Genomic DNA, 20,010 nt, shown 5'->3' on the forward strand with positions numbered 1-20,010 from the left:
CTTCCCCTTCTCCTACAGCCACACGTCCGTTGCGCCGCTAGACTGGCGTTCCCGCTGAGCCGCACACCCTCGTTTCACCCCTGCTGCATCCGGATCGCCTGATCCATCCATCGCCGCCGGCCGACGCCGTTCGCCGGCACGCACGCCACACAATCCGGGAGAACCCGCCATGCGATTGCGACGCCTGCCGCACTGCCTTTCCATCCTCCTGCCGGCGCTGCTCGGCGCCACCGCTGCCAGCGCCGACGAGGTGCAACTCGCCAACGGCGACCGCCTGAGCGGACGCATCGTCAGCAAGGCCGGCAACGAACTGGTGATCGAAACCGCCTATGCCGGCACCGTGAAGATCCGCTGGGATCAGGTCACCGTACTGCGCACCCACGAACCGCTCACGGTGATGACGAGCGACGGTGACCTGACGCGCCAGGCGACGCTGCACAGCACGGACGCCGACCGGATCGCCGTATCCAAGGACGATGCCAGCCGCACCGTGAAGCAGCACGACATCGCCTTCATCAACCCGACGCCCGAACAGTCCGGTCACGGCGTCAGCTACAGCGGCCGCGCGAATGTGTCGGCTGCGCTGGTGCGGGGGAACTCGGAGAACGATCGCGTCTATGGCGACGCCGTGCTGAACGCCCGCGCCAAGGCCTACGCGTGGGAGTTGGGCCTCAAGGTGGACCGACGCAAGGACCGCGGCGTGCGTACCGCGCAGCAGTGGCTGCTGAATGGCAACTACGACCACTTCATCGACGACGACAACTTCATCTATTCGCGTCTGTCGCTGGAACAGGACAAGTTCAAGGACATCCGGCAGCGGAGCACGGTCGGTGCAGGTTACGGTTGGCAGCTCTACAACGACGAAACAACCCAGCTGTCGCTGCGTACCGGTCTGGACTACGTCAATCTGGACCGCATGGCCGGCGAGGACGAGGACTACCCAGCGCTCGGCTGGGGCGTGCGCGCCAAGCACTGGATACTCGACCGGCGTGCCGAACTGTTCCACGATCAGGACGGCTTCTGGAGTATTGCCGACCCCGACTTCCTGACCGTACGAACGAAGACCGGCGTCCGGCTGCCCATCGCCGGCGGCATCACGGCGTCTGCCCAGGTCAATGCGGACTGGGAGCGCACGCCGGCGCCCGGCCGCAAGGCGACCGACACCACGCTGCTGCTGGGCCTCGGCTACGCCTGGTGATCAGGGCTGGCGGATGCCGCGGTAGCCGCCGCCGAAGTACAGCAGCGGTTCGCCAGCGCTGCGCTCGAAACGTTCGACCCGGCCGACGAAGATGAGGTGATCGCCGCCCGCGTACTGGATGTCGTTGCGACACTCGAAGCGCGCCAGGCAGCCTTCGATCAGCGGCGCACCACCCAGGCCGTCCGTCGTCTGTACGCCGGCGAAGCGCTGTTCGCGGCTGCTGGCGAACTGGCGGGACAGTGCCTGCTGGCTCTCGCCCAGCACATGCACAGCGTAGTGCGAGCAGGCGCGGAACGCCGCCTCGCTCGGCGAACCGAGTGACAGGCTCCACAGCACCAGCGGCGGATCGAGCGACACCGAGTTGAAGGAATTGACGGTCAGGCCGACCGCTTCGCCGCCCGGTGCGCGCGTGGTGACCACCGTGATGCCGGTCGCGAACAGGCCCAGCGCATCGCGGAAGGCACGGCTGTCGTGCGCAGGATTGCTCATCGCGCCGCTCCGTGCGGACGAACGGAGACGGGCACCGGACGGCGCGGGACGGGGACGGCGGGAAGCTTCATCGGGCGGGCTGCATGCAAGTGAGCACGGATTATCGCCGCTTTTGCATCACGGCCTACAATCCGCGCCCATGAATACTCCCTCAGAGGTAGCCGTCAGCGACGATTTCGCGGCCACGCTGGTGCACTGGCAGCGCCTGCACGGCCGGCACGACCTGCCCTGGCAGACCGGCGACGCCTACGGCGTCTGGGTGTCGGAAATCATGCTGCAGCAGACACAGGTGCAGACGGTGATCGGCTACTACGGCCGCTTCATCGAGCGCTTCCCGACGCTGGCCGCACTGGCGGCCGCCGACGAGGCGACGGTGATGGAGAACTGGAGCGGCCTTGGCTACTACGCCCGCGCGCGCAACCTGCACCGCGCCGCACGCGAAGTGATGACGCGCTTCGGCGGCCGCTTTCCTAGCACGGTCGAAGACATCGAAAGTCTGCCGGGCATCGGCCGCTCGACCGCGTCGGCCATCGCCACCTTCTGCTTCGGCGCGCACGCACCGATACTCGACGGCAACGTGAAGCGGGTATTCGCCCGCGTTTTCGGCATCGACGGTTTTCCCGGCACGCGCGCAGTCGAGCAGCGCATGTGGGCACTGGCACACGCGCTGATGCCGACGCACGACGGTGCGGTCTATACGCAGGCGCTGATGGATCTGGGCGCCACCGTGTGCACGCGCAACCGGCCGCGCTGCGACGCCTGTCCGGTCGCGGCGCGCTGCGAAGCGCGCCTGCAGGGCCGGCAGCGCGAACTGCCGGCGCCGCGCCCGGCGAAGCTGCGTCCGCAGCGCCTGCGCCACGCGCTGCTGGTGACGACAGCCGACGCGGTGCTGCTCGAACGCCGACCCGGCCACGGCATCTGGGGCGGCCTGCTCAGTCTGCCCGAACTGGCGGCGCAGACCTTGCCTGAAGCGCTGAGCGAAGCGGCGCACTGGCTGGCGGCGCACGGCATCTCCGGCGGCGCGGTGCGGGTGATGGCGCCGGTGATCCACGGCTTCACCCACTTCGAACTGCATCTGGTGCCCCTGCGCATCGCGGTCGACGCGCGCAGCGCCTTCGCGGCGGAGTCGTCGCTGCACTGGCAGCCGCTCGCCGACGCCACCTCCGCAGCCTTGCCGGCACCGGTGCGCCGCCTGCTGGAAGCGCTCGATGACTGAAGTGCTGCAGTGCCGGGACGGCTGCGGCGCCTGCTGCATCGCGCCGTCGATCTCCAGCCCGATACCGGGCATGCCTGAGGGCAAGCCGGCGGGCGTGCGCTGCGTGCAGCTGACCGAAGACCTGCGCTGCGCCATCTTCGGTTCGCCCGAGCGCCCGGCCTGCTGCAGCGGTCTGCAGGCGTCGGTGGAGATGTGCGGCAACGACCGCGTCTACGCGCTGAACTGGCTGCAGAAGCTGGAAGAAGCCACCCGCAGCTGACGCCAAATCGCGGGAATGCGGGTCATTGCGCGCGCTAATCGGTGACTGCGCAGGCGCCGGCTGGGCTACTGTAAGGGCATCGACTTACCGCACGGCGGCCTCGCTATGCACCTGTTCCGCGCCCTCGCCATACAGCTCGTGTCCTGGATCGTTGCCGTGTTCGCGCTGCGCTACACGGTGACGCCGCCGGCCGGCATCGGTGCCATCGTCGTCATGCAGGCGGGCATCGCCGCCGCCTTCGCGCTGACCCTGAAGGCACCGCGCTGGTGGGTGGTGATCCACCTGCTGTTCTCGCCGCTGGTCGTCGGCGCCCGCATGCTGGACATCGCACCTGCCTGGTATCTGTTCGCCTTTCTGCTGCTGTCGGCGGTGTTCTGGTCCACCTTCCGCAGCCGCGTGCCACTGTTCCTGACCAACCAGGCGACAGCCCGAGCGCTGCTGCAGGCACTGCCGCAGGAACGCGCCATCCATCTGGTCGATCTCGGCTGCGGTACCGGCGAACTGCTGCGCCGGCTCGCCATGTCGCGCCCGGACTGCCGCTTCACCGGCATCGAGAACGCGCCGCTGCCCTGGCTGGTCGCCCGCTGGCGCAACCGCCACCTGCCCAATGTAACGATACGCCGTGACGACCTGTGGTCGGTACCGCTCGGCCAGTTCGACATCGTCTATGCCTTCCTGTCGCCGGTGCCTATGCCCAAGCTGGGTCGCAAGGCGGCACTGGAAATGAAGGCGGATGGGCAGCTGATTGCCAACAGCTTCGAAATTCCCGGCATGGCGGCGGACCGCGTCATCGACGGCGACCCGGCCGCGCGTGCGCTATATGTGTACACATTTGCCGGACGACGCGGCAAGAATGGCCGCCCGGTCGCGGAAATGGAACCGGTTTCGGCTGCAGTTCCCGCCGATGGCGCACGCCTGATCGCGGAATAATCCTTGCTCGAACCCCGGTAGGTGGAGAACACGAAATGGCTGAAATCATCTGCGTGATCGGCAACAAGGGCGGCACCGGCAAGACCACGCTTTCGCACATGCTGTGTCAGGGTCTGGGGCTGCTGAACCAGCGCTCGGTCTGCGTGCTGACCGACATCGGTCGCGAACCGCTGGACCCCGAAGGTCGCCGCTATCTCACCGCTGACGCGCGTTCGCGCGATGCGCTGGCCAAGGTGGTGGACAAGATACGCGGCCTGAACAAGTGGATAGGCGTGATCGACGGCGGCGCCAACCGCAGCGAAATGGACCGCCACCTGTACGGCCTCGCCCACCTGGTGCTGCTGCCCTTCCGCGATTCGCACGAAGACATCCGCACCGTGCAGCAGGATCTGGAAACCTTCCCGCGCGCACTGGCCATTCCGACCCAGTGGCCGACCAACCCGTGGGCGCGCGAAGCGGCCGACAAGCTGATCGAAAGCCAGCTCGGCCAGTACCGCACGCGCATCCTGGAACCGGTGTTCGCGATCTCGTCGTCGAAGCAGCTGCTGCAGAAACGCATCCCGGACAGCCTGCCGTCACCGCTGGCCAACGCCTGTCGCCGTGTCGCCGCACCGGTGCTGGACATCCTGCGCATCGACCACGAAGAGGTGGATATCGACGCCGAGGACGCGATGGAACACGCCCTGCCGGCCCAGTCACGGAGCAGCGTCGAAGCGACGATGGGCAGCACCACCACGCACTGAGCCGGGCGCTGCGGGACGCGCCTCGCGTGCGTCCCGCGCTCAGCCCTCGCGGCGCGTGCCGCGCTGTGCCAGTGCGATCAGCACCTGCGCACGCGAGGTCACCTTCATCGCCTTGAAGATGCGCGTCACGTGCACCTTGACCGTACCTTCGGCCAGGCCGAGCGACTCGGCGATCTCGCGATTGGAACGCCCCTCGGCCAGCAGGTGCAGCACCCGCGTCTGCGCCTGCGTCAGCCCGTAGTCGTCGGCCGGACTCGGGCGTATCGTCGCCGACGTGCGTCCGGCCCGTGCGTTGGGTGGGCGACGCTCGGGCGGGGTATAGAGGCCGCCGTCGAGCACCAGACGTACCGCCTGCACCAGCTGGTCGCCGGAATCGCCTTTCGATACGAAGCCCGAGGCGCCCTGGCGCATCGCGCGCGACACCGTCGCCTTGTCGCTCAGCGCGGACACCACCACCACCGGCAGCGACGGATCGCGTTCGCGCAGCGTGGCGAGCAGAGAAAAGCCGTTCATGCCGGGCAGCATCAGGTCGGTCAGCACCAGATCGACCTCGGCACCGCCGTCGATCACGGCCAGCGCCTGCGCCGCGTCGGACGCCTCGATCACGCACCACTCCGCACCCAGCCGCGCCAGCGTCTGGGCCATGCCTTCGCGCACCAGCGCATGATCTTCGACGATGAGCAGACAGCCCAAACAGAACCTCCCGATGACGTGTCGATGTGCTCCGCCTCGGCACGGTGTGAGCCGGAGGCGGGCCGCCTCAGTGTAATTGCGCACCCTCCCGGTGCAGTTCATCCAAGCGGCCTACGACTAAAGTAATAATACAGGTCCCGAGTTGCGCTACTTTCCGCCATCATTGACGTCTCCGATGCGCGAAGGACTTTCAGGCGCTGACGACGTGATGGCCCCGGACACCCATGAAGATACTGATCGTTGACGATCACCCGCTGATACGCGAAGCGCTGCGCCACGTGCTGCCGGGCCTTGCGGCCGACATCCGTCTGTACGACGCGCCCGATTGCGAAGGCGGTCTGCGGCTGGCCGACGAGCACCCCGATCTCGACCTCGCCCTGCTCGATCTGACGCTGCCGGGTTGTCGCGGCATGAGCGCGCTGCAGACCTTCCGCGGCGCACATCCGGCGCTGCCCATCGTCGTGCTGTCGGGTTTCGACGACTCGGACACCGTTCTGGCGGCGCTCGACGAGGGCGCGATGGGCTTCATTCCGAAATCGAGCACCAACGAAGTGCTGCTCGGCGCGCTGCGACTGGTGCTGTCGGGCGGCGTCTACGTGCCGCGGCAGGCCATCGTCGGCGAACTGGGCCTCGGCGCGCCGCGTCAGGAAGAGACACCGCGACGGCCGCAGACCGCGTCCGACATCGGCCTGACCGAGCGTCAGGCGGAAGTGCTGACGCTGATGGTGCAGGGCAAGCCGAACAAGGAAATCTGCCGCGAGCTGAATCTGGCCGAAGGCACGGTCAAGGTGCATATCACCGCCATCCTGAAGGCGCTCGGCGCCAGCAACCGCACGCAGGCGGTGCTGGCAGCCAGCCGCATCGGACTGAAGCTCGGAACACCGGGCTCGACGCCATGAGCCAGATGACGCCTCCGGTCGTGCTGTCCGAAGACACGACCATCGAGTCGCTGACGCGCGAGCGCGGCGACGCGGCGGCCCGGCTGGAGCCGGGCGAACAGGCCCAGCTCGACCGCCAGGTCGTGGCAACACAGATCCAGATGCTGTACGCGAACCTGGGCACTGCCTTCGGTGGTCAGATCCTCGGCACGCTGCTGGTCGCCTGGACGGTGTACGACACCTTCCCGCTATGGACGGTCGCACTGTGGTTCGTGCTGTCGATGGCCAACCAGGTGTCGCGTCTGGTGCTGCTGCGCCAGTACAGGCGTGCCGCACCCGACGCCGCCAGCGCGCCGCGCTGGGGCACTTACTGGCTGATCGGCGCCGCCATTTCCGGCGTGCTCTGGAGTTCGACGCTGTGGCTGTTCTTCAGCCCGGAAGCGCCGGAACAGCAGATCGTGCTGATGTCGCTGCTGGTGTCGGTGTGCGGCGTCGCGGCAGCCCTGACCTCGATGCACCTGCCGAGCTACTACACCTTCCTCGGTGCCACGCTGCTGCCGGTGATCGCACGCTACATCTGGGAGGGCAGCCGGCACGACCTGCTGGTGGCCTTCATCGTGTCGGTGCTGATGATCGCGCTGTGGCGGGTCGGCAAGAACTTCAACGCGCTGATCGAGCGCGCGTTGCGCAGCCGTTATGCCAACGAGGTGCTCAGCCGCCGGCTGGAATCGCAGAACATCGAACTGTCGGAAGCGCGTGACCGCGCCGACCAGGCCAGCCGCGCCAAGAGCCAGTTCTTCGCCGCCGCCAGCCACGACCTGCGCCAGCCGCTGCACGCGATGGGCCTGTTCGCCGCCGCGCTGTCGGCCAAGGCGCATGAGCCGGAGGTGGCGAATCTGGTCACCAGCATCAGCAGTTCGGTCGAGGCGCTGGAGGGCCTGTTCAACGAGCTGCTCGACATTTCGAAGATCGACGCCGGCAAGGTGAAGCCGGAAGTCACCGATGTGTCGGTCAGCGCCCTGTTCGACCGGCTGCGCATGGATTTCGAACCGGAAGCTTTCGATCGCGGACTCGCCTTCCGCATCCGCTCGCGTGCCGCATGGGTGCGCAGCGACCCGGTGCTGCTCGAACGCATCCTGCGCAACCTCATTTCGAACGCGATGCGCTACACGCCGGCGGGTGGCGTGCTGGTCAGCACGCGGGTACGTCGCAACGGGCTGCGTTTCGAGGTGTGGGACACCGGCATGGGCATCGCAGCGGACGACCAGAGTCGCATCTTCGAGGAGTTCGTGCAGCTGGCCAATGCCGAACGCGACCGGCGCAAGGGCCTGGGGCTCGGCCTGTCCATCGTGCAGAGGCTGTCGGCGCTGCTGTCGCACCCGGTCAGCCTGGCGTCGCGGCCGGGTCGAGGCACCGTGTTCCGCATCGACGTACCGATGGGTCGTGCGCCGGTGGTACGGGCCACCGCAGTGCGCACCGAACGCAGCCAGGCCGACCTCGGCGGCCGTTGCATCCTGGTCATCGACGACGAAGCGAGCATCGTCAATGGCATGGCCGCGCTGCTCGGCAGCTGGGGCGCGCAGACGCTGATCGCCAGCAAGCATGAGGAAGCGATGAACAGCGTGACCGAACGCGGCGCGCCGCCCGACCTCATCATCGCCGACTACCAGTTGCGCGACGGCGAAGTCGGGCCGGACGTGGTGGCGGCGGTGCGCCGGCACTTCGGCGTCGACATTCCGGCCATCCTGGTCACCGGCAGCGCCACGCCGGAGCGCCTGGAAGAGGCGAAGGACCTCGGCCACCACCTGCTGCTCAAGCCGGTCATGCCGGCCAAGCTGCGCACGCTGATCCAGTTCAAGCTGAAGGAGCAGGTCGCTTCGGCTTAAGCCGAACGGACGATTGCCGCTGCCGGCGCCACTGCACAAGAATGAAGGCGTTGTGCACGTTGTGTCTCCCTTCACGCGGCCCGCTGTGGCCGCGTTTTCTTTTGTGTCCCCCGGCGAGGCACGGCGCGCTATGCTTGGCGCACACAGATCGACACAGGTGATGCCATGGCCAGCGACTCCTCACAGTACGACCCGATGGAATTCCTGCGTTCCGTATGGGGGCAGATGCCCTTCCCGGTACCCGGTTTCGTCACGCCGACGCTTGACGTCGGCGAGCTGGACAAGCGCATTACCGACCTGAAGGCGGTCGAAGGCTGGCTGCGCATGAACCTGAGCATGCTGCAGACCAGCATCCAGGGTCTGGAGGTACAGCGCGCGACGCTGGCCACCATGCAGGCCATGGCGGCCAGCGCCACCGGCGCGGCAGCCACCGGCGCTGCGCACGCGCAGGACCCGGCACAGAACCCGATGCAGGCATTCGGCAATGCGGCCATGTGGCCGTGGACGCTGATGCAGAACGCGGGTGCCGCACATCCGTCGTCGACCGCACCGGGCGACGACACGTCGCCGCCCGCCGGCGGAGGCTGAGGTACTGCGGATGGCCCGATTCGCCGCCAGTTCGGCCTTCCACGAAGACTGGCCGGTCGCGATGGACCTGGCACTGTCGGCGCTCGACATGCCTGAGGACGCCAACCTCGGCTTCGTGTACTTCGCCGATCACTACGGCGGCGACCTGCAGGAAATGTTCGAGCGCCTGACCCGGCTCACCGGCATCGAGAACTGGGTCGGCACCAGTTCAGTCGGCGTGATCGGCCGCGCCATCGCGGCGCAGGACCAGCCCGGCCTGTCGCTGCTGGTGGGCAGTCTGCCGGAGGGCAGCTTCCGCGTGTTCTCAGGCCGCGAGCGCCTGCCCAACGCGCTTGGTACCGACGCCGCACCCGAGCAGCCCTACTTCGCAGTAGTGCACGCCGATCCGGCAACGCCGGACATGGCCGATCTGGTCGCCGACATGGCCACCAAGGTGTCGAGCGGCTTCGTTACCGGCGGACTCGCGCTGGCGCGCGGACAGGCACCGATGATCGCCAACGGCGCGCTGCGCGGCGGCATCAGCGGCGTCGCCTTCAACGAGCAGGTTTCCATCATGACGCGCCTGACGCAGGGCTGCTGCGCGGTGGGCGAAACCCATGTCGTCACGGCCTGCGACCAGAACGTCATCACCGAAATCAACGGCCGCCCGGCGCTGGACGCCTTCCTCGAAGCGGCCGGCACCTCACTCGGCCAGGACCTGCGGCGCGCGGCGCGCTACATCCTGCCGGGACTGGGCGTGACTGGGCGCGACGACGCCGAATTCCGCGTGCGCAACGTAATCGGCCTTGACCCCGGCAACGGCCTGATCGCCATCAACGACACGGTCGAGGTCGGACAACGGCTGCGCTTCTACCGGCGCGACGCCGACTGCGCCCGCGCCGACATGCAGCGCATGCTGAATGACCTGCGCGCGACGCTGGAGCAGCCGCCGCTCGCCGCGCTCTACATCTCCTGTGCGGCGCGCGGAGCGCACATGTTCGGCGACGACAACACCGAACCGGAAATGCTGGAGGAAGCCTTTCCCGGCCTGCCGGTGGCAGGCTTCTTCGCCGGCGGCGAAATTTCGCACGATCAGTTGTACGGCTATACCGGCGTGCTGACGCTCTTCCTCTAACCACCCCATGCCTCGCCCGCGGCCCGATCTCCTCTCCCTGCCGGAAGTCGCCGGCGGCGGTCTGCTCGATCGCCGTCTCTTCCTGCGTCGCGGGCTGGCGCTGGCAACGGCCGCGGCGGCTGTCGACACGCAGGCCGCTGACGAACTGCCGTGGTTGCACACCCCGGGCGCGCCTTTCACGCCCTACGGCCAACCATCGCCGCACGAGCGCCTGACGGCGCGACGCATCGGAGCCAATCGGGCGGTGGCCGGCAACGGCGTGTCCTTCACGCCACTGGAGGAACTCGAAGGCATCATCACGCCGAACGGACTGCATTTCGAGCGGCATCACAACGGTGTGCCGCAGATCGACCCGGCGCGCCACAAGCTTGTCGTGCACGGTCTCGTGCGCCAGCCGCTGAGCTTCGACGTGAAATCGCTGCTGCGCTACCCGATGCGTTCGCAGATGCTGTTCATCGAGTGCGGCGGCAACAGCAACGCCGGCTGGCATGGCGAACCGATACAGCGATCAGCCGGTTCAGTGCACGGGCTGCTGTCCTGCGCCGAATGGACCGGCGTGCCGCTGTCCATACTGCTCGACGAAGCGGGTGTGGACGTCGGCGCGTCGTGGGTGATCGCCGAAGGTGCCGACGCGGGAGCGATGAACATGAGCATCCCGCTGGCCAAGATGCGCGACGACTGCCTGATCGGGCTGTACCAGAACGGGGAACGGCTGCGCCCGGAGAACGGCTATCCGATGCGTCTCATCGTGCCCGGCTGGGAAGGCGTGCTGCATGTGAAGTGGCTGCAGCGGCTCGAAGTGACGGACCAGCCGGTGATGTCGCGCAACGAAACGTCGAAGTACACCGAGTTGCAGCCATCGGGCAAGGCCCGTCAGTTCACCTTCACGATGGACTGCAAGTCGCTGATCACGTCTCCGTCGCACGGCCAGACGCTGCGGCGCCCCGACGTCTATCAGCTGAGCGGTCTGGCGTGGAGCGGGCACGGACGCATCCGGCGGGTCGAGGTTTCAGCGGATGGCGGCAAGAGCTGGGCCGACGCCGCGCTCGAGTCGCCGACGCTGCCCCGCTGCCTGACCCGTTTCCGCATACCGTGGCGATGGGACGGCAAGCCCGCCGTGCTGAAGAGCCGAGCCACCGATGAGCGCGGCAATCTGCAGCCGGAACGCGCGGCATTGGTCGCCGAGCGTGGGCGCGCCGGCTACTTCCACTACAACGCAATCGTTGCCTGGGCAGTCGAGGACGATGGGCTGGTTACGCACACCTACTGAAGGCGTGGCAGCGCTGCTGTCGTCGCTGCTGCTCAGTGCCTGCGCGGCGGCGCCAAGTGCGGTTGAGGCACCACGACTCGGGCAGGCCGTCGATGAAGTCGCGCTCGCCCGGCAGCAACTGAACGTATTCCCGGACGGTCGCGGCCTCCCCCCCGGTCGCGGCACGGCAAGCGAGGGCGCCGCGCTGTTTGCCCGCCACTGCGCGGCCTGCCACGGCAAGGACGCCCGCGGCGGCAGCGCCGAGGAACTGGCGGGCGCGACGCGCCCGCTGAACACACCGGCGGCCGACAAGACGGTAGGCAGCTACTGGCCCTACGCGACGACACTGTTCGACTTCATCCGTCGCGCCAAACCGATGACCGCCCCCGGCACGCTGAACGCGGACGAGGTGTATGCGCTCAGCGCCTGGCTGCTGCACATCAACGGCGTGATCGCCGCTGACGCAGTCATGGACGCGCGCACTCTGCCAGCGGTGCGGATGCCGAACCGCGATGGCTTCATCCGCATCGAGGCGAACTGAAGTGCGCGCGGCGCCCTTGCCGCGCCGATCAGCGCACGCGGGCGCGCATGGCCATGCCGCCCAGCAGCAGTGCGGCCAGCGCCAGGCTGGTTCTTGATTCCGAGGGATTTTCGAACAGGTGCGCCAGCGGATAGGCGGAGCGCGCATTTTCCCGGCACGCCTCCGCAGCCAGCGGATCCTGGCTGCTTGCACGGCAATCGGGTGCTGCGGACCAGACGGTCAGCGGTTGTGTCAGCGCGCAGGCGACAATGAAAAGGAGTGGTCGAATGTTGCAACGCATGATGCCCTCCCTGCTTCAAAAACGAAGTCAGTGATGCACTATGCAATATCCAGACCAACAGAGAGTTGAATACAAGCCATTGTTTTTATTTAAATCTGACAGCCACCTCATCGTCAGCGCTGCGTCAGATCGGGGCACAAAGACGACAAGGCACTATTGCAGTGCAATATGTCATTGTTCGAAGCCCGAGATCAACTCGACCAGCGAATCGCCGTAGCGCTCGACCTTGCGTGCACCGAAGCCCGGTATGTCGGTCAGGTCATCGAGATCCGCCGGGCGCTTGCGTGCCAGTTCGATCAGCGTGCTGTCGTGCAGGATGACGTAGGCCGGAACTGACTGGGTTTTCGCTTCGTCCAGCCGCCAGGCTTTCAGCGCTGCCAGCAGATTGGCGTCAACCCCGTCCATCGACACCGGAGTGACGCTGCGCGTGCGCCGCGCCACCGATTCACGAGCCTTCTCGGCGATGCGGCGCATCATCACCGGCTGTTCGCCGCGCAGCACCGGACGGGCGGCCTCGGTCAGCACCAGTGCGCCATAGGATTCGTGATCGACGCGGGCCAGCCCGAGCGCGACCAGCTGGCGGAATACACCGCGCCACAGGTTGTCGTCCTCGGCTTTGCCGACGCCATGCACGCTCAACTTGTCATGCCCCCACTGGCGGATGCGCTCGGTGTCCTTGCCGCGCAGCACGTCGATCAGGTGGGTGACGCCGAAGCGATTGCCGGTGCGGTAGATCGCGGACAGCGCCTTCTGCGTGGCGACCGTCGCGTCCCAGGTTTCCGGCGGCGTAAGGCAGTTGTCGCAGTTGCCGCAGGGCTGCCCCTGTTCGCCGAAATAGGCGAGCAGATGAACGCGCCGGCACTGCGCCGTTTCGCACAGGCCGAGCAGCGCGTCGAGCTTGCTGCTGGAAATGCGACGGAAGGCTTCGCTGCCCTCTGACTGGTCGATGAAGCGGCGCTGCTGCACGACGTCGGCCAGACCGTAGGCCATCCACGCGTCGGCGGCACCGCCGTCGCGTCCGGCGCGCCCGGTCTCCTGGTAATAGCCCTCGATCGAACGCGGCAGATCGAGGTGGGCGACGAAGCGCACGTCCGGCTTGTCTATGCCCATGCCGAAGGCGATGGTGGCAACGACCACGATGCCCTCCTCACGCTGGAAGCGGGCCTGATGCGCAGCACGCATCGCCGCGTCCATGCCTGCATGATAGGGAAGTGCCTTGATGCCCTGCGCGAGCAACCATTCGGCTGTCTCGTCCACCTTCTTGCGCGACAGGCAATAGACGATGCCAGCTTCATCCGGATGCTCGTTCCGGATGAAGCGCAGCAACTGCTTGCGCGCGTCGTCCTTGTCCACGATGGTGTAGCGGATGTTAGGACGGTCGAAGCTGGACACGAACACCCGCGCGTCGTGCAGCGCCAGCCGGTCGATGATTTCGGTGCGCGTCGCCGGGTCGGCGGTGGCGGTGAGCGCAATGCGCGGCACGTCCGGGAAGCGCTCGTGCAGCACCGAAAGCTGCAGGTACTCCGGACGGAAGTCGTGGCCCCACTGCGCGACGCAGTGCGCCTCATCAATGGCAAACAACGCCGGCCGGATGTGACTCAGCAGATCGAGGCAGCGAGGGGTGTTGAGCCGCTCGGGGGCGACGTAGAGCAGATCGAGCGTGCCGTCGAGCAGGCTGCGCTCGACTTCACGCACCTGATCGAGATCCAGCGTGGAATTGAGGAAGGCTGCGCGCACGCCCAGCTGGGTCATCGCGGCGACCTGGTCCTGCATCAGCGCGATCAGTGGCGACACGACGACTGCCGTACCGGGGCGCAGCAGCGCCGGCACTTGGTAGCACAGCGACTTGCCACCACCTGTCGGCATCAGCACCAGGGCGTCGCCGCCGGCCGCGACGTGCTCGACGATTTCGCCCTGCGCACCGCGGAAACCGGGATGGCCGAAGACGTCCTTCAGCACTTTCAGTGCATCGTCACGCACGCGGTCGCCCCTGGCCCTTCATGCAAATGGCGTGATGTTATCGCTGTCCGCTGCGGTTGCGCGAGAACAGCGCCGGCTGTTGCGGACGTCGCGCTTCGTTGCCACGCGGCATCACGTTGCCATTGACCTCGCGCGGCGGCTTGGCCGCCGGCTGGATGCGATTGCCGCGATTGTCGTCGTCATCGTCGTGCGTGCGCACCGGGGTGCGGTTGCCGTTGGCGACGTTGCCATTGGCAGTGCCGCTCCTGCCTTGCGGGCGGGCAGGGTTGCTATTGCCGCGCGCGATGGGCTTGTTCTGCGGCGCACGCGCCGGCCGATCGCCAGCCGCCCGGGGCTGCTGGCCCTGGCGCGGCTGCTGCCCGTTACCGGACGCGGGTTTGCTGCGCGTTGCACCGTCCGACCGAGCTCCGCGACCTTGCGGACGCGGACCGCGATCCGGCTCCTCGCTGGCGCCGGCAACCGGCACGAAACCATCCGCCGTCACGCGCGGAATCGACTGCCGGGTCACCTTTTCGATGGCCGTCAGCAGCTTCACTTCCTCGCGATCAACCAGCGACACCGCAGCGCCGCTGGCGCCCGCCCGGCCCGTACGGCCGATGCGGTGCACGTAGTCCTCGGGCACGTTCGGCAGTTCGAAATTGACGACATGCGGAAGCTGGTCGATGTCCAGACCACGCGCCGCGATGTCGGTGGCGACCAGCACGCGCAGCGTATTCGCCTTGAAGTCGGCCAGCGCTTTGGTGCGTGCGTTCTGGCTCTTGTTGCCGTGGATGGCAGCGGCGGTGATGCCCTGCTTGTCGAGCTGTTCGGCCAGACGGTTGGCACCATGCTTGGTGCGCGTGAAGACCAGTACCTGCGACCACTCGCCCTTGTTGATCAGATGCGCCAGCAGATGACGCTTCTGCTTCTGCTCGACCATATAGACGCCCTGATCGACGCGCTCGGCGGTGGTGTTGCGTGCAGCAACCTCCACCTCGGCAGCGTCGTTCAGCATCCCGTGGGCCAGTTCGCGAATCTCCGGCGAAAAGGTCGCCGAGAACAGCAAGGTCTGGCGCGCCTTCGGCAGCGCCGCGATCACCTTGCGGATGTCACGGATGAAACCCATGTCCAGCATGCGGTCGGCTTCATCGAGCACGAAAATTTCGACGCCCGACAGATCCAGCGTCTTTTCGCCGAGGTGATCGAGCAGACGGCCGGGCGTCGCAACCAGAATGTCGACGCGCTGCTTCAGCGCCTGCAGCTGCGGGTTCATGCCCACGCCGCCGAACATGACCATGGAACGCAGCTTGGCGTGCGCGCCGTAGGTGCGGACCGATTCCTCGACCTGAGCTGCGAGTTCGCGCGTCGGTGTAAGGACCAGCACGCGTGGCCGTCCCGGCGGAATGCTGGCCGGGCGGTTGATCAAGGTGTGCAGAATGGGAAGGGTGAAACCGGCGGTCTTGCCGGTGCCGGTCTGTGCCGCGGCGAGCAGGTCGCGCCCGGCCATCACGAGCGGAATGGCTTTCTGCTGGATCGGTGTGGGCTGCGTATAGCCTTCTTCGGAAATGGCGCGCAGCAGGGGTTCGGCCAGGCCAAGCCCGGCGAAATCGACTTCAGTGTTCAAACAGTTCTCCAGCGACGGCCCGTCGCTCAAGCTGAGTGACACCAATACAGGCAGACAGGGTGTGGATTCCGGAAGGGAGGCTTATGCCTCCTCTTGTCAGGGAGACAAGGGAACGCGCCTATTGGCACGGCGCAGGCGCAGTGTAGCGGTGTTTGCGCTTGAAGTGTTGCGCTCACTGTTTCAGCAGATGTTCTATTGCACGTGCGGCCAGCGCGAAACCGAAGCCGGCCGTGACGCAGACACTGGAACCGTAACCTGCACAACTCAGCCCTTGTGGTGACGCGTTGGCGTCACATGCCTCGACCGGCGGCTTGCGCATCGGTTCGGCGGAATAGACGGCCTCGATGCCGAAACAGTCCTTGCGCGCGAAGGTCATGCGACCGTTCCTGCGGAGCAAGGCGCGCACGCGTGCGAGCAATGCGTCACCCTGACTCGCACCGAGATCGGCGTGACGGATGCGCGTCGGATCGGTACGCCCGCCCGCAGCGCCGGCCATGAACAGCGCGATGCCTTCTTGATGGCAATGCTCCGCCATCGCCACTTTCGCCGCGGTCTGGTCAGTGCAGTCGATCACCGCATCAGGTCGGGAGGACAGCAAATCGACTACGTTCTCCGGGGTGAGAAAGTCCTCGACGCAGCTCACCGTGGCGTCCGGATTGATCAATGCAATGCGCTGTGCGATGGCATCGACCTTGGCCATGCCGAGGGTGGTCTGGAGTGCCTGCAGCTGTCGGTTGATGTTCGACTCGGCGACGTTATCGAGGTCGATGATGTTGATATTTTGTATAGCGTGTCTGGAGATTGCTTCGGCGGCCCATGATCCGACGCCGCCGATGCCGACGATGGTGACGGATGCGTTGTGGAGTTTTGCGTAAGCGCCGTTGCCGTAGAGGCGGTCGATGCCGGAGAAGGCGCGTGGGGTGTTTTGATCGGCCATGGGACGGATTGTGGTCCGGTTTTGGTCGTTTGCGGGGTTGGTGAGCTGTGGTGGAGCGGGGTGTGGACGCACAAACGCCCGATCACTGGAGGGTGATCGGGCGTTGTGTTGTGGGGTAGCCTGGCGCTGACCTACTTTCGCGAGCGAGGTGCTCACTATCATTGGCGCGGCTGCGTTTCACGGTCCTGTTCGGGATGGGAAGGGGTGGTTCCACAGCGCTATGGGCACCAGGCTGAAGCTTTTCATGCAGGCGCGAGGTGCATCGGGCCTACATGTGGAAGAAGTAAAGGATTTGGGGTGATTGTGTGCGCGAGGCACTTGGGATCACCGGTGCGATATCAACGATTGTTGAGCACACGGTTATAGGGTCAAGCCGCACGGGCAATTAGTACTGGTTAGCTTAATGCATTACTGCACTTCCACACCCAGCCTATCAACGTGGTGGTCTTCCACGACCCTTCAGGGGGATCGAGTCCCCGGGAAGTCTCATCTTGAGGCGAGTTTCGCGCTTAGATGCTTTCAGCGCTTATCTCTTCCATACTTAGCTACCCGGCGATGCCACTGGCGTGACAACCGGTACACCAGAGGTATGTCCACTCCGGTCCTCTCGTACTAGGAGCAGGCCCCCTCAAACTTCCAGCGCCCACGGCAGATAGGGACCAAACTGTCTCACGACGTTTTAAACCCAGCTCACGTACCACTTTAAATGGCGAACAGCCATACCCTTGGGACCGGCTACAGCCCCAGGATGTGATGAGCCGACATCGAGGTGCCAAACTCCGCCGTCGATGTGAACTCTTGGGCGGAATCAGCCTGTTATCCCCAGAGTACCTTTTGTCCGTTGAGCGATGGCCCTTCCATACAGAACCACCGGATCACTATGTCCTGCTTTCGCACCTGCTCGACGTGTCAGTCTCGCAGTCAAGCTCGCTTTTGCCATTGCACTTTAGGTACGATGTCCGACCGTACCAAGCGAACCTTCGAACTCCTCCGTTACCTTTTAGGAGGAGACCGCCCCAGTCAAACTGCCTGCCATGCACGGTCCCCGACCCGGATTCACGGGCCTAGGTTAGAACCTCAACGACACCAGGGTGGTATTTCAAGGATGGCTCCTCGTGATCTGGCGACCACGTCTCACAGCCTCCCACCTATCCTACACAAGTCCCGTCAAAGTCCAATGCAAAGCTACAGTAAAGGTTCATGGGGTCTTTCCGTCTAGCCGCGGGGAGATTGCATCTTCACAAACATTTCAACTTCGCTGAGTCCCAGGAGGAGACAGTGTGGCCATCGTTACGCCATTCGTGCAGGTCGGAACTTACCCGACAAGGAATTTCGCTACCTTAGGACCGTTATAGTTACGGCCGCCGTTTACCGGGGCTTCGATCAAGAGCTTGCACCCCATCACTTAACCTTCCGGCACCGGGCAGGCGTCACACCCTATACGTCCACTTTCGTGTTTGCAGAGTGCTGTGTTTTTATTAAACAGTCGCAGCCACCGATTCTCTGCGACCCCGTTGGGCTCCGTCCGCGAGGGACTTCACCTACTAGGGGCATACCTTCTCCCGAAGTTACGGTATCAATTTGCCGAGTTCCTTCTCCTGGGTTCTCTCAAGCGCCTGAGAATTTTCATCCTGCCCACCTGTGTCGGTTTGCGGTACGGTCAATCCATGACTGAAGCTTAGAGGCTTTTCCTGGAAGCGTGGTATCTAGCACTTCAGAGCACGTGGCTCCTCGTCATCACATCTCGGCTAAGCCGCGCGGATTTGCCTACGCAGCACGCCTACCTGCTTAAACCGGGACGTCCAACACCCGGCTGCTATAACCTTCTCCGTCCCCCCATCGCATCATGGATTGGTACAGGAATATTGACCTGTTTCCCATCGACTACGCCTTTCGGCCTCGCCTTAGGAGCCGACTCACCCTACGCCGATGAACGTTGCGTAGGAAACCTTGGGCTTTCGGCGAGCGGGCCTTTCACCCGCTTTATCGCTACTCATGTCAGCATTCGCACTTCTGATATCTCCAGCATCCGTTACCAGACACCTTCGCAGACTTACAGAACGCTCCCCTACCATATGTCTTACGACATATCCGCAGCTTCGGCTCGTGGCTTGAGCCCCGTTACATCTTCCGCGCAGGACGACTCGACCAGTGAGCTATTACGCTTTCTTTAAAGGATGGCTGCTTCTAAGCCAACCTCCTGGCTGTCTATGCCTTCCCACCTCGTTTTCCACTTAGCCACGCATTGGGGGCCTTAGCTGGCGGTCTGGGTTGTTTCCCTCTTGACGATGGACGTTAGCACCCACCGTCTGTCTCCCATGCTCGCACTTCTCGGTATTCGGAGTTTGCTATGGCGGGGTAGATCGAAATGACCCCCCCAACCATTACAGTGCTCTACCCCCGAGAGTGATACATGAGGCACTACCTAAATAGTTTTCGGGGAGAACCAGCTATTTCCAGATTTGTTTAGCCTTTCACCCCTATCCACAGCTCATCCCCTAATTTTTCAACATTAGTGGGTTCGGACCTCCAGTACCTGTTACGGCACCTTCATCCTGGCCATGGATAGATCATCTGGTTTCGGGTCTACGCCCAGCAACTGAATCGCCCTATTCAGACTCGCTTTCGCTACGCCTCCCCTATTCGGTTAAGCTCGCTACTGAACGTAAGTCGCTGACCCATTATACAAAAGGTACGCAGTCACCCCTTTCGAGGCTCCCACTGTTTGTATGCATGCGGTTTCAGGATCTATTTCACTCCCCTCCCGGGGTTCTTTTCGCCTTTCCCTCACGGTACTGGTTCACTATCGGTCGATCACGAGTATTTAGCCTTGGAGGATGGTCCCCCCATCTTCAAACAGGATTTCACGTGTCCCGCCCTACTTGTCGCACGCTCAGACCCGCCATCTACTTTTCGCATACGGGACTATCACCCTGTATCGTCGGACTTTCCAGACCGTTTTGCTAAGTAAATGGTTTAGTCGTGCAGGCTACTCCCAGTTCGCTCGCCACTACTTTGGGAATCTCGGTTGATTTCTGTTCCTCGAGCTACTTAGATGTTTCAGTTCGCTCGGTTCGCTTCCTCTGGCCTATGTATTCAGCCAGGGATGACCCTTACGGGCCGGGTTTCCCCATTCGGACATCTGCGGATCAAAGCTTCATTGCCAGCTCCCCGCAGCTTTTCGCAGGCTTGCACGTCCTTCATCGCCTGTGATCGCCAAGGCATCCACCACATGCACTTATTCACTTGACCCTATAACGCTGTGCTCGACTTGCGTCTCACACCGCACTACAGGATAGTTCTCAAGCGCTCGCGCTATCTATCCCACCGCTGGTTCAAAGAGGTGGGACGATGCAATCACTACCCATGAGATGCCGACGCGGTTGAAACGCCGACATCCCTTTACTTCTTCCAAATTTTTAAAGA

Annotated in this window: 17 protein-coding genes and 2 rRNA genes; 11 read left to right on the forward strand and 8 right to left on the reverse strand. The window is 64.7% G+C overall.

Translation table 11 applies throughout. The features are described 5' to 3' along the window. Positions 1-169: 169 nt before the first annotated feature. Positions 170-1,198 carry a DUF481 domain-containing protein gene (locus METRZ18153_RS0118235; protein WP_020166101.1) on the forward strand — a complete coding sequence of 343 codons (1,029 nt, stop codon included), beginning with the start codon at positions 170-172 and terminating at the stop codon, positions 1,196-1,198. On the opposite strand, the gene METRZ18153_RS0118240 is transcribed toward METRZ18153_RS0118235, so the two are convergent. After that, a complete protein-coding gene (locus METRZ18153_RS0118240) occupies positions 1,199-1,687 on the reverse strand; it encodes a flavin reductase family protein (RefSeq protein ID WP_020166102.1) in 489 nt (162 codons plus the stop codon). It lies immediately after the preceding gene. Positions 1,688-1,826: 139 nt separating this feature from the next. On the opposite strand from METRZ18153_RS0118240, the gene mutY reads away from it, so the two are divergent. The 4 genes from mutY to METRZ18153_RS0118260 all read left to right on the forward strand — a co-directional run bounded on the left by mutY (position 1,827) and on the right by METRZ18153_RS0118260 (position 4,835). Then, positions 1,827-2,903, forward strand: coding sequence for an A/G-specific adenine glycosylase (mutY, locus tag METRZ18153_RS0118245; RefSeq protein WP_020166103.1), 1,077 nt, complete (start codon positions 1,827-1,829; stop codon positions 2,901-2,903). After that, positions 2,896-3,162, forward strand: coding sequence for a YkgJ family cysteine cluster protein (locus METRZ18153_RS0118250; RefSeq protein ID WP_020166104.1), 267 nt, complete (start codon positions 2,896-2,898; stop codon positions 3,160-3,162). Before mutY ends, METRZ18153_RS0118250 begins: the two co-directional genes overlap by 8 nt. Before the next feature lie 105 nt (positions 3,163-3,267). Then, on the forward strand, positions 3,268-4,092 hold the full coding sequence (locus METRZ18153_RS0118255) for a class I SAM-dependent methyltransferase (protein WP_020166105.1): 825 nt from the start codon (positions 3,268-3,270) through the stop codon (positions 4,090-4,092). Between the two features lie 35 nt (positions 4,093-4,127). Next, positions 4,128-4,835, forward strand: a complete 708-nt coding sequence (locus tag METRZ18153_RS0118260; protein ID WP_019916462.1) for a P-loop NTPase family protein — start codon at positions 4,128-4,130, stop codon at positions 4,833-4,835. A 39-nt stretch (positions 4,836-4,874) separates the two neighbouring features. On the opposite strand, the gene METRZ18153_RS0118265 is transcribed toward METRZ18153_RS0118260, so the two are convergent. Beyond that, positions 4,875-5,528, reverse strand: coding sequence for a response regulator (locus METRZ18153_RS0118265; protein WP_020166106.1), 654 nt, complete (start codon positions 5,526-5,528; stop codon positions 4,875-4,877). Positions 5,529-5,752: 224 nt separating this feature from the next. Between METRZ18153_RS0118265 and METRZ18153_RS0118270 the strand changes: the two genes are divergently transcribed. The 6 genes from METRZ18153_RS0118270 to METRZ18153_RS0118295 all read left to right on the forward strand — a co-directional run bounded on the left by METRZ18153_RS0118270 (position 5,753) and on the right by METRZ18153_RS0118295 (position 11,784). After that, positions 5,753-6,427, forward strand: a complete 675-nt coding sequence (locus tag METRZ18153_RS0118270) for a response regulator (protein WP_020166107.1) — start codon at positions 5,753-5,755, stop codon at positions 6,425-6,427. Further along, positions 6,424-8,292 (forward strand): ATP-binding response regulator, encoded by a 1,869-nt coding sequence (locus tag METRZ18153_RS0118275; protein WP_020166108.1) that lies wholly within the window; start codon positions 6,424-6,426, stop codon positions 8,290-8,292. Before METRZ18153_RS0118270 ends, METRZ18153_RS0118275 begins: the two co-directional genes overlap by 4 nt. Before the next feature lie 165 nt (positions 8,293-8,457). Beyond that, complete coding sequence (locus METRZ18153_RS0118280) at positions 8,458-8,880, forward strand: PhaM family polyhydroxyalkanoate granule multifunctional regulatory protein (protein ID WP_029143874.1); 423 nt, start codon at positions 8,458-8,460, stop codon at positions 8,878-8,880. A 10-nt stretch (positions 8,881-8,890) separates the two neighbouring features. Continuing rightward, positions 8,891-9,994, forward strand: a complete 1,104-nt coding sequence (locus tag METRZ18153_RS0118285; protein ID WP_020166110.1) for an FIST signal transduction protein — start codon at positions 8,891-8,893, stop codon at positions 9,992-9,994. Positions 9,995-10,001: 7 nt separating this feature from the next. Further along, positions 10,002-11,264 carry a sulfite dehydrogenase gene (soxC, locus tag METRZ18153_RS0118290; protein ID WP_020166111.1) on the forward strand — a complete coding sequence of 421 codons (1,263 nt, stop codon included), beginning with the start codon at positions 10,002-10,004 and terminating at the stop codon, positions 11,262-11,264. Further along, a complete protein-coding gene (locus METRZ18153_RS0118295; RefSeq protein ID WP_051091687.1) occupies positions 11,239-11,784 on the forward strand; it encodes a c-type cytochrome in 546 nt (181 codons plus the stop codon). Before soxC ends, METRZ18153_RS0118295 begins: the two co-directional genes overlap by 26 nt. Before the next feature lie 28 nt (positions 11,785-11,812). Here the strand turns inward: METRZ18153_RS0118295 and METRZ18153_RS0118300 are convergent, their stop codons facing one another. From METRZ18153_RS0118300 to METRZ18153_RS0118325, 6 genes are all read right to left on the reverse strand, one after another. Beyond that, the gene (locus METRZ18153_RS0118300; protein ID WP_020166113.1) at positions 11,813-12,064 is read right to left on the reverse strand and encodes a hypothetical protein; all 252 of its coding nucleotides are present in this window, start codon (positions 12,062-12,064) and stop codon (positions 11,813-11,815) included. Positions 12,065-12,235: 171 nt separating this feature from the next. Next, on the reverse strand, positions 12,236-14,044 hold the full coding sequence (gene recQ, locus METRZ18153_RS0118305) for a DNA helicase RecQ (RefSeq protein WP_020166114.1): 1,809 nt from the start codon (positions 14,042-14,044) through the stop codon (positions 12,236-12,238). A 37-nt stretch (positions 14,045-14,081) separates the two neighbouring features. Continuing rightward, a complete protein-coding gene (locus METRZ18153_RS0118310) occupies positions 14,082-15,647 on the reverse strand; it encodes a DEAD/DEAH box helicase (RefSeq protein WP_020166115.1) in 1,566 nt (521 codons plus the stop codon). A gap of 172 nt (positions 15,648-15,819) precedes the next feature. Beyond that, a complete protein-coding gene (locus METRZ18153_RS0118315) occupies positions 15,820-16,584 on the reverse strand; it encodes a tRNA threonylcarbamoyladenosine dehydratase (protein WP_020166116.1) in 765 nt (254 codons plus the stop codon). A gap of 118 nt (positions 16,585-16,702) precedes the next feature. After that, a 5S ribosomal RNA gene (rrf, locus tag METRZ18153_RS0118320) occupies positions 16,703-16,816 on the reverse strand. A gap of 132 nt (positions 16,817-16,948) precedes the next feature. After that, a 23S ribosomal RNA gene (locus tag METRZ18153_RS0118325) occupies positions 16,949-19,836 on the reverse strand. Positions 19,837-20,010: the final 174 nt, after the last annotated feature.

The sequence above is a fragment of the Methyloversatilis discipulorum genome (assembly GCF_000385375.1).
GTDB lineage: Bacteria > Pseudomonadota > Gammaproteobacteria > Burkholderiales > Rhodocyclaceae > Methyloversatilis > Methyloversatilis discipulorum_A.

Coding starts and splice junctions, on each gene's coding strand:
- METRZ18153_RS0118235 (WP_020166101.1), top strand. CDS start 170: ATGCGATTGCGACGCCTGCCGCACTGCCTTTCCATCCTCCTGCCGGCG.
- METRZ18153_RS0118240 (WP_020166102.1), bottom strand. CDS start 1,687: ATGAGCAATCCTGCGCACGACAGCCGTGCCTTCCGCGATGCGCTGGGC.
- mutY (WP_020166103.1), top strand. CDS start 1,827: ATGAATACTCCCTCAGAGGTAGCCGTCAGCGACGATTTCGCGGCCACG.
- METRZ18153_RS0118250 (WP_020166104.1), top strand. CDS start 2,896: ATGACTGAAGTGCTGCAGTGCCGGGACGGCTGCGGCGCCTGCTGCATC.
- METRZ18153_RS0118255 (WP_020166105.1), top strand. CDS start 3,268: ATGCACCTGTTCCGCGCCCTCGCCATACAGCTCGTGTCCTGGATCGTT.
- METRZ18153_RS0118260 (WP_019916462.1), top strand. CDS start 4,128: ATGGCTGAAATCATCTGCGTGATCGGCAACAAGGGCGGCACCGGCAAG.
- METRZ18153_RS0118270 (WP_020166107.1), top strand. CDS start 5,753: ATGAAGATACTGATCGTTGACGATCACCCGCTGATACGCGAAGCGCTG.
- METRZ18153_RS0118275 (WP_020166108.1), top strand. CDS start 6,424: ATGAGCCAGATGACGCCTCCGGTCGTGCTGTCCGAAGACACGACCATC.
- METRZ18153_RS0118280 (WP_029143874.1), top strand. CDS start 8,458: ATGGCCAGCGACTCCTCACAGTACGACCCGATGGAATTCCTGCGTTCC.
- METRZ18153_RS0118285 (WP_020166110.1), top strand. CDS start 8,891: ATGGCCCGATTCGCCGCCAGTTCGGCCTTCCACGAAGACTGGCCGGTC.
- soxC (WP_020166111.1), top strand. CDS start 10,002: ATGCCTCGCCCGCGGCCCGATCTCCTCTCCCTGCCGGAAGTCGCCGGC.
- METRZ18153_RS0118295 (WP_051091687.1), top strand. CDS start 11,239: ATGGGCTGGTTACGCACACCTACTGAAGGCGTGGCAGCGCTGCTGTCG.
- METRZ18153_RS0118300 (WP_020166113.1), bottom strand. CDS start 12,064: ATGCGTTGCAACATTCGACCACTCCTTTTCATTGTCGCCTGCGCGCTG.
- METRZ18153_RS0118315 (WP_020166116.1), bottom strand. CDS start 16,584: ATGGCCGATCAAAACACCCCACGCGCCTTCTCCGGCATCGACCGCCTC.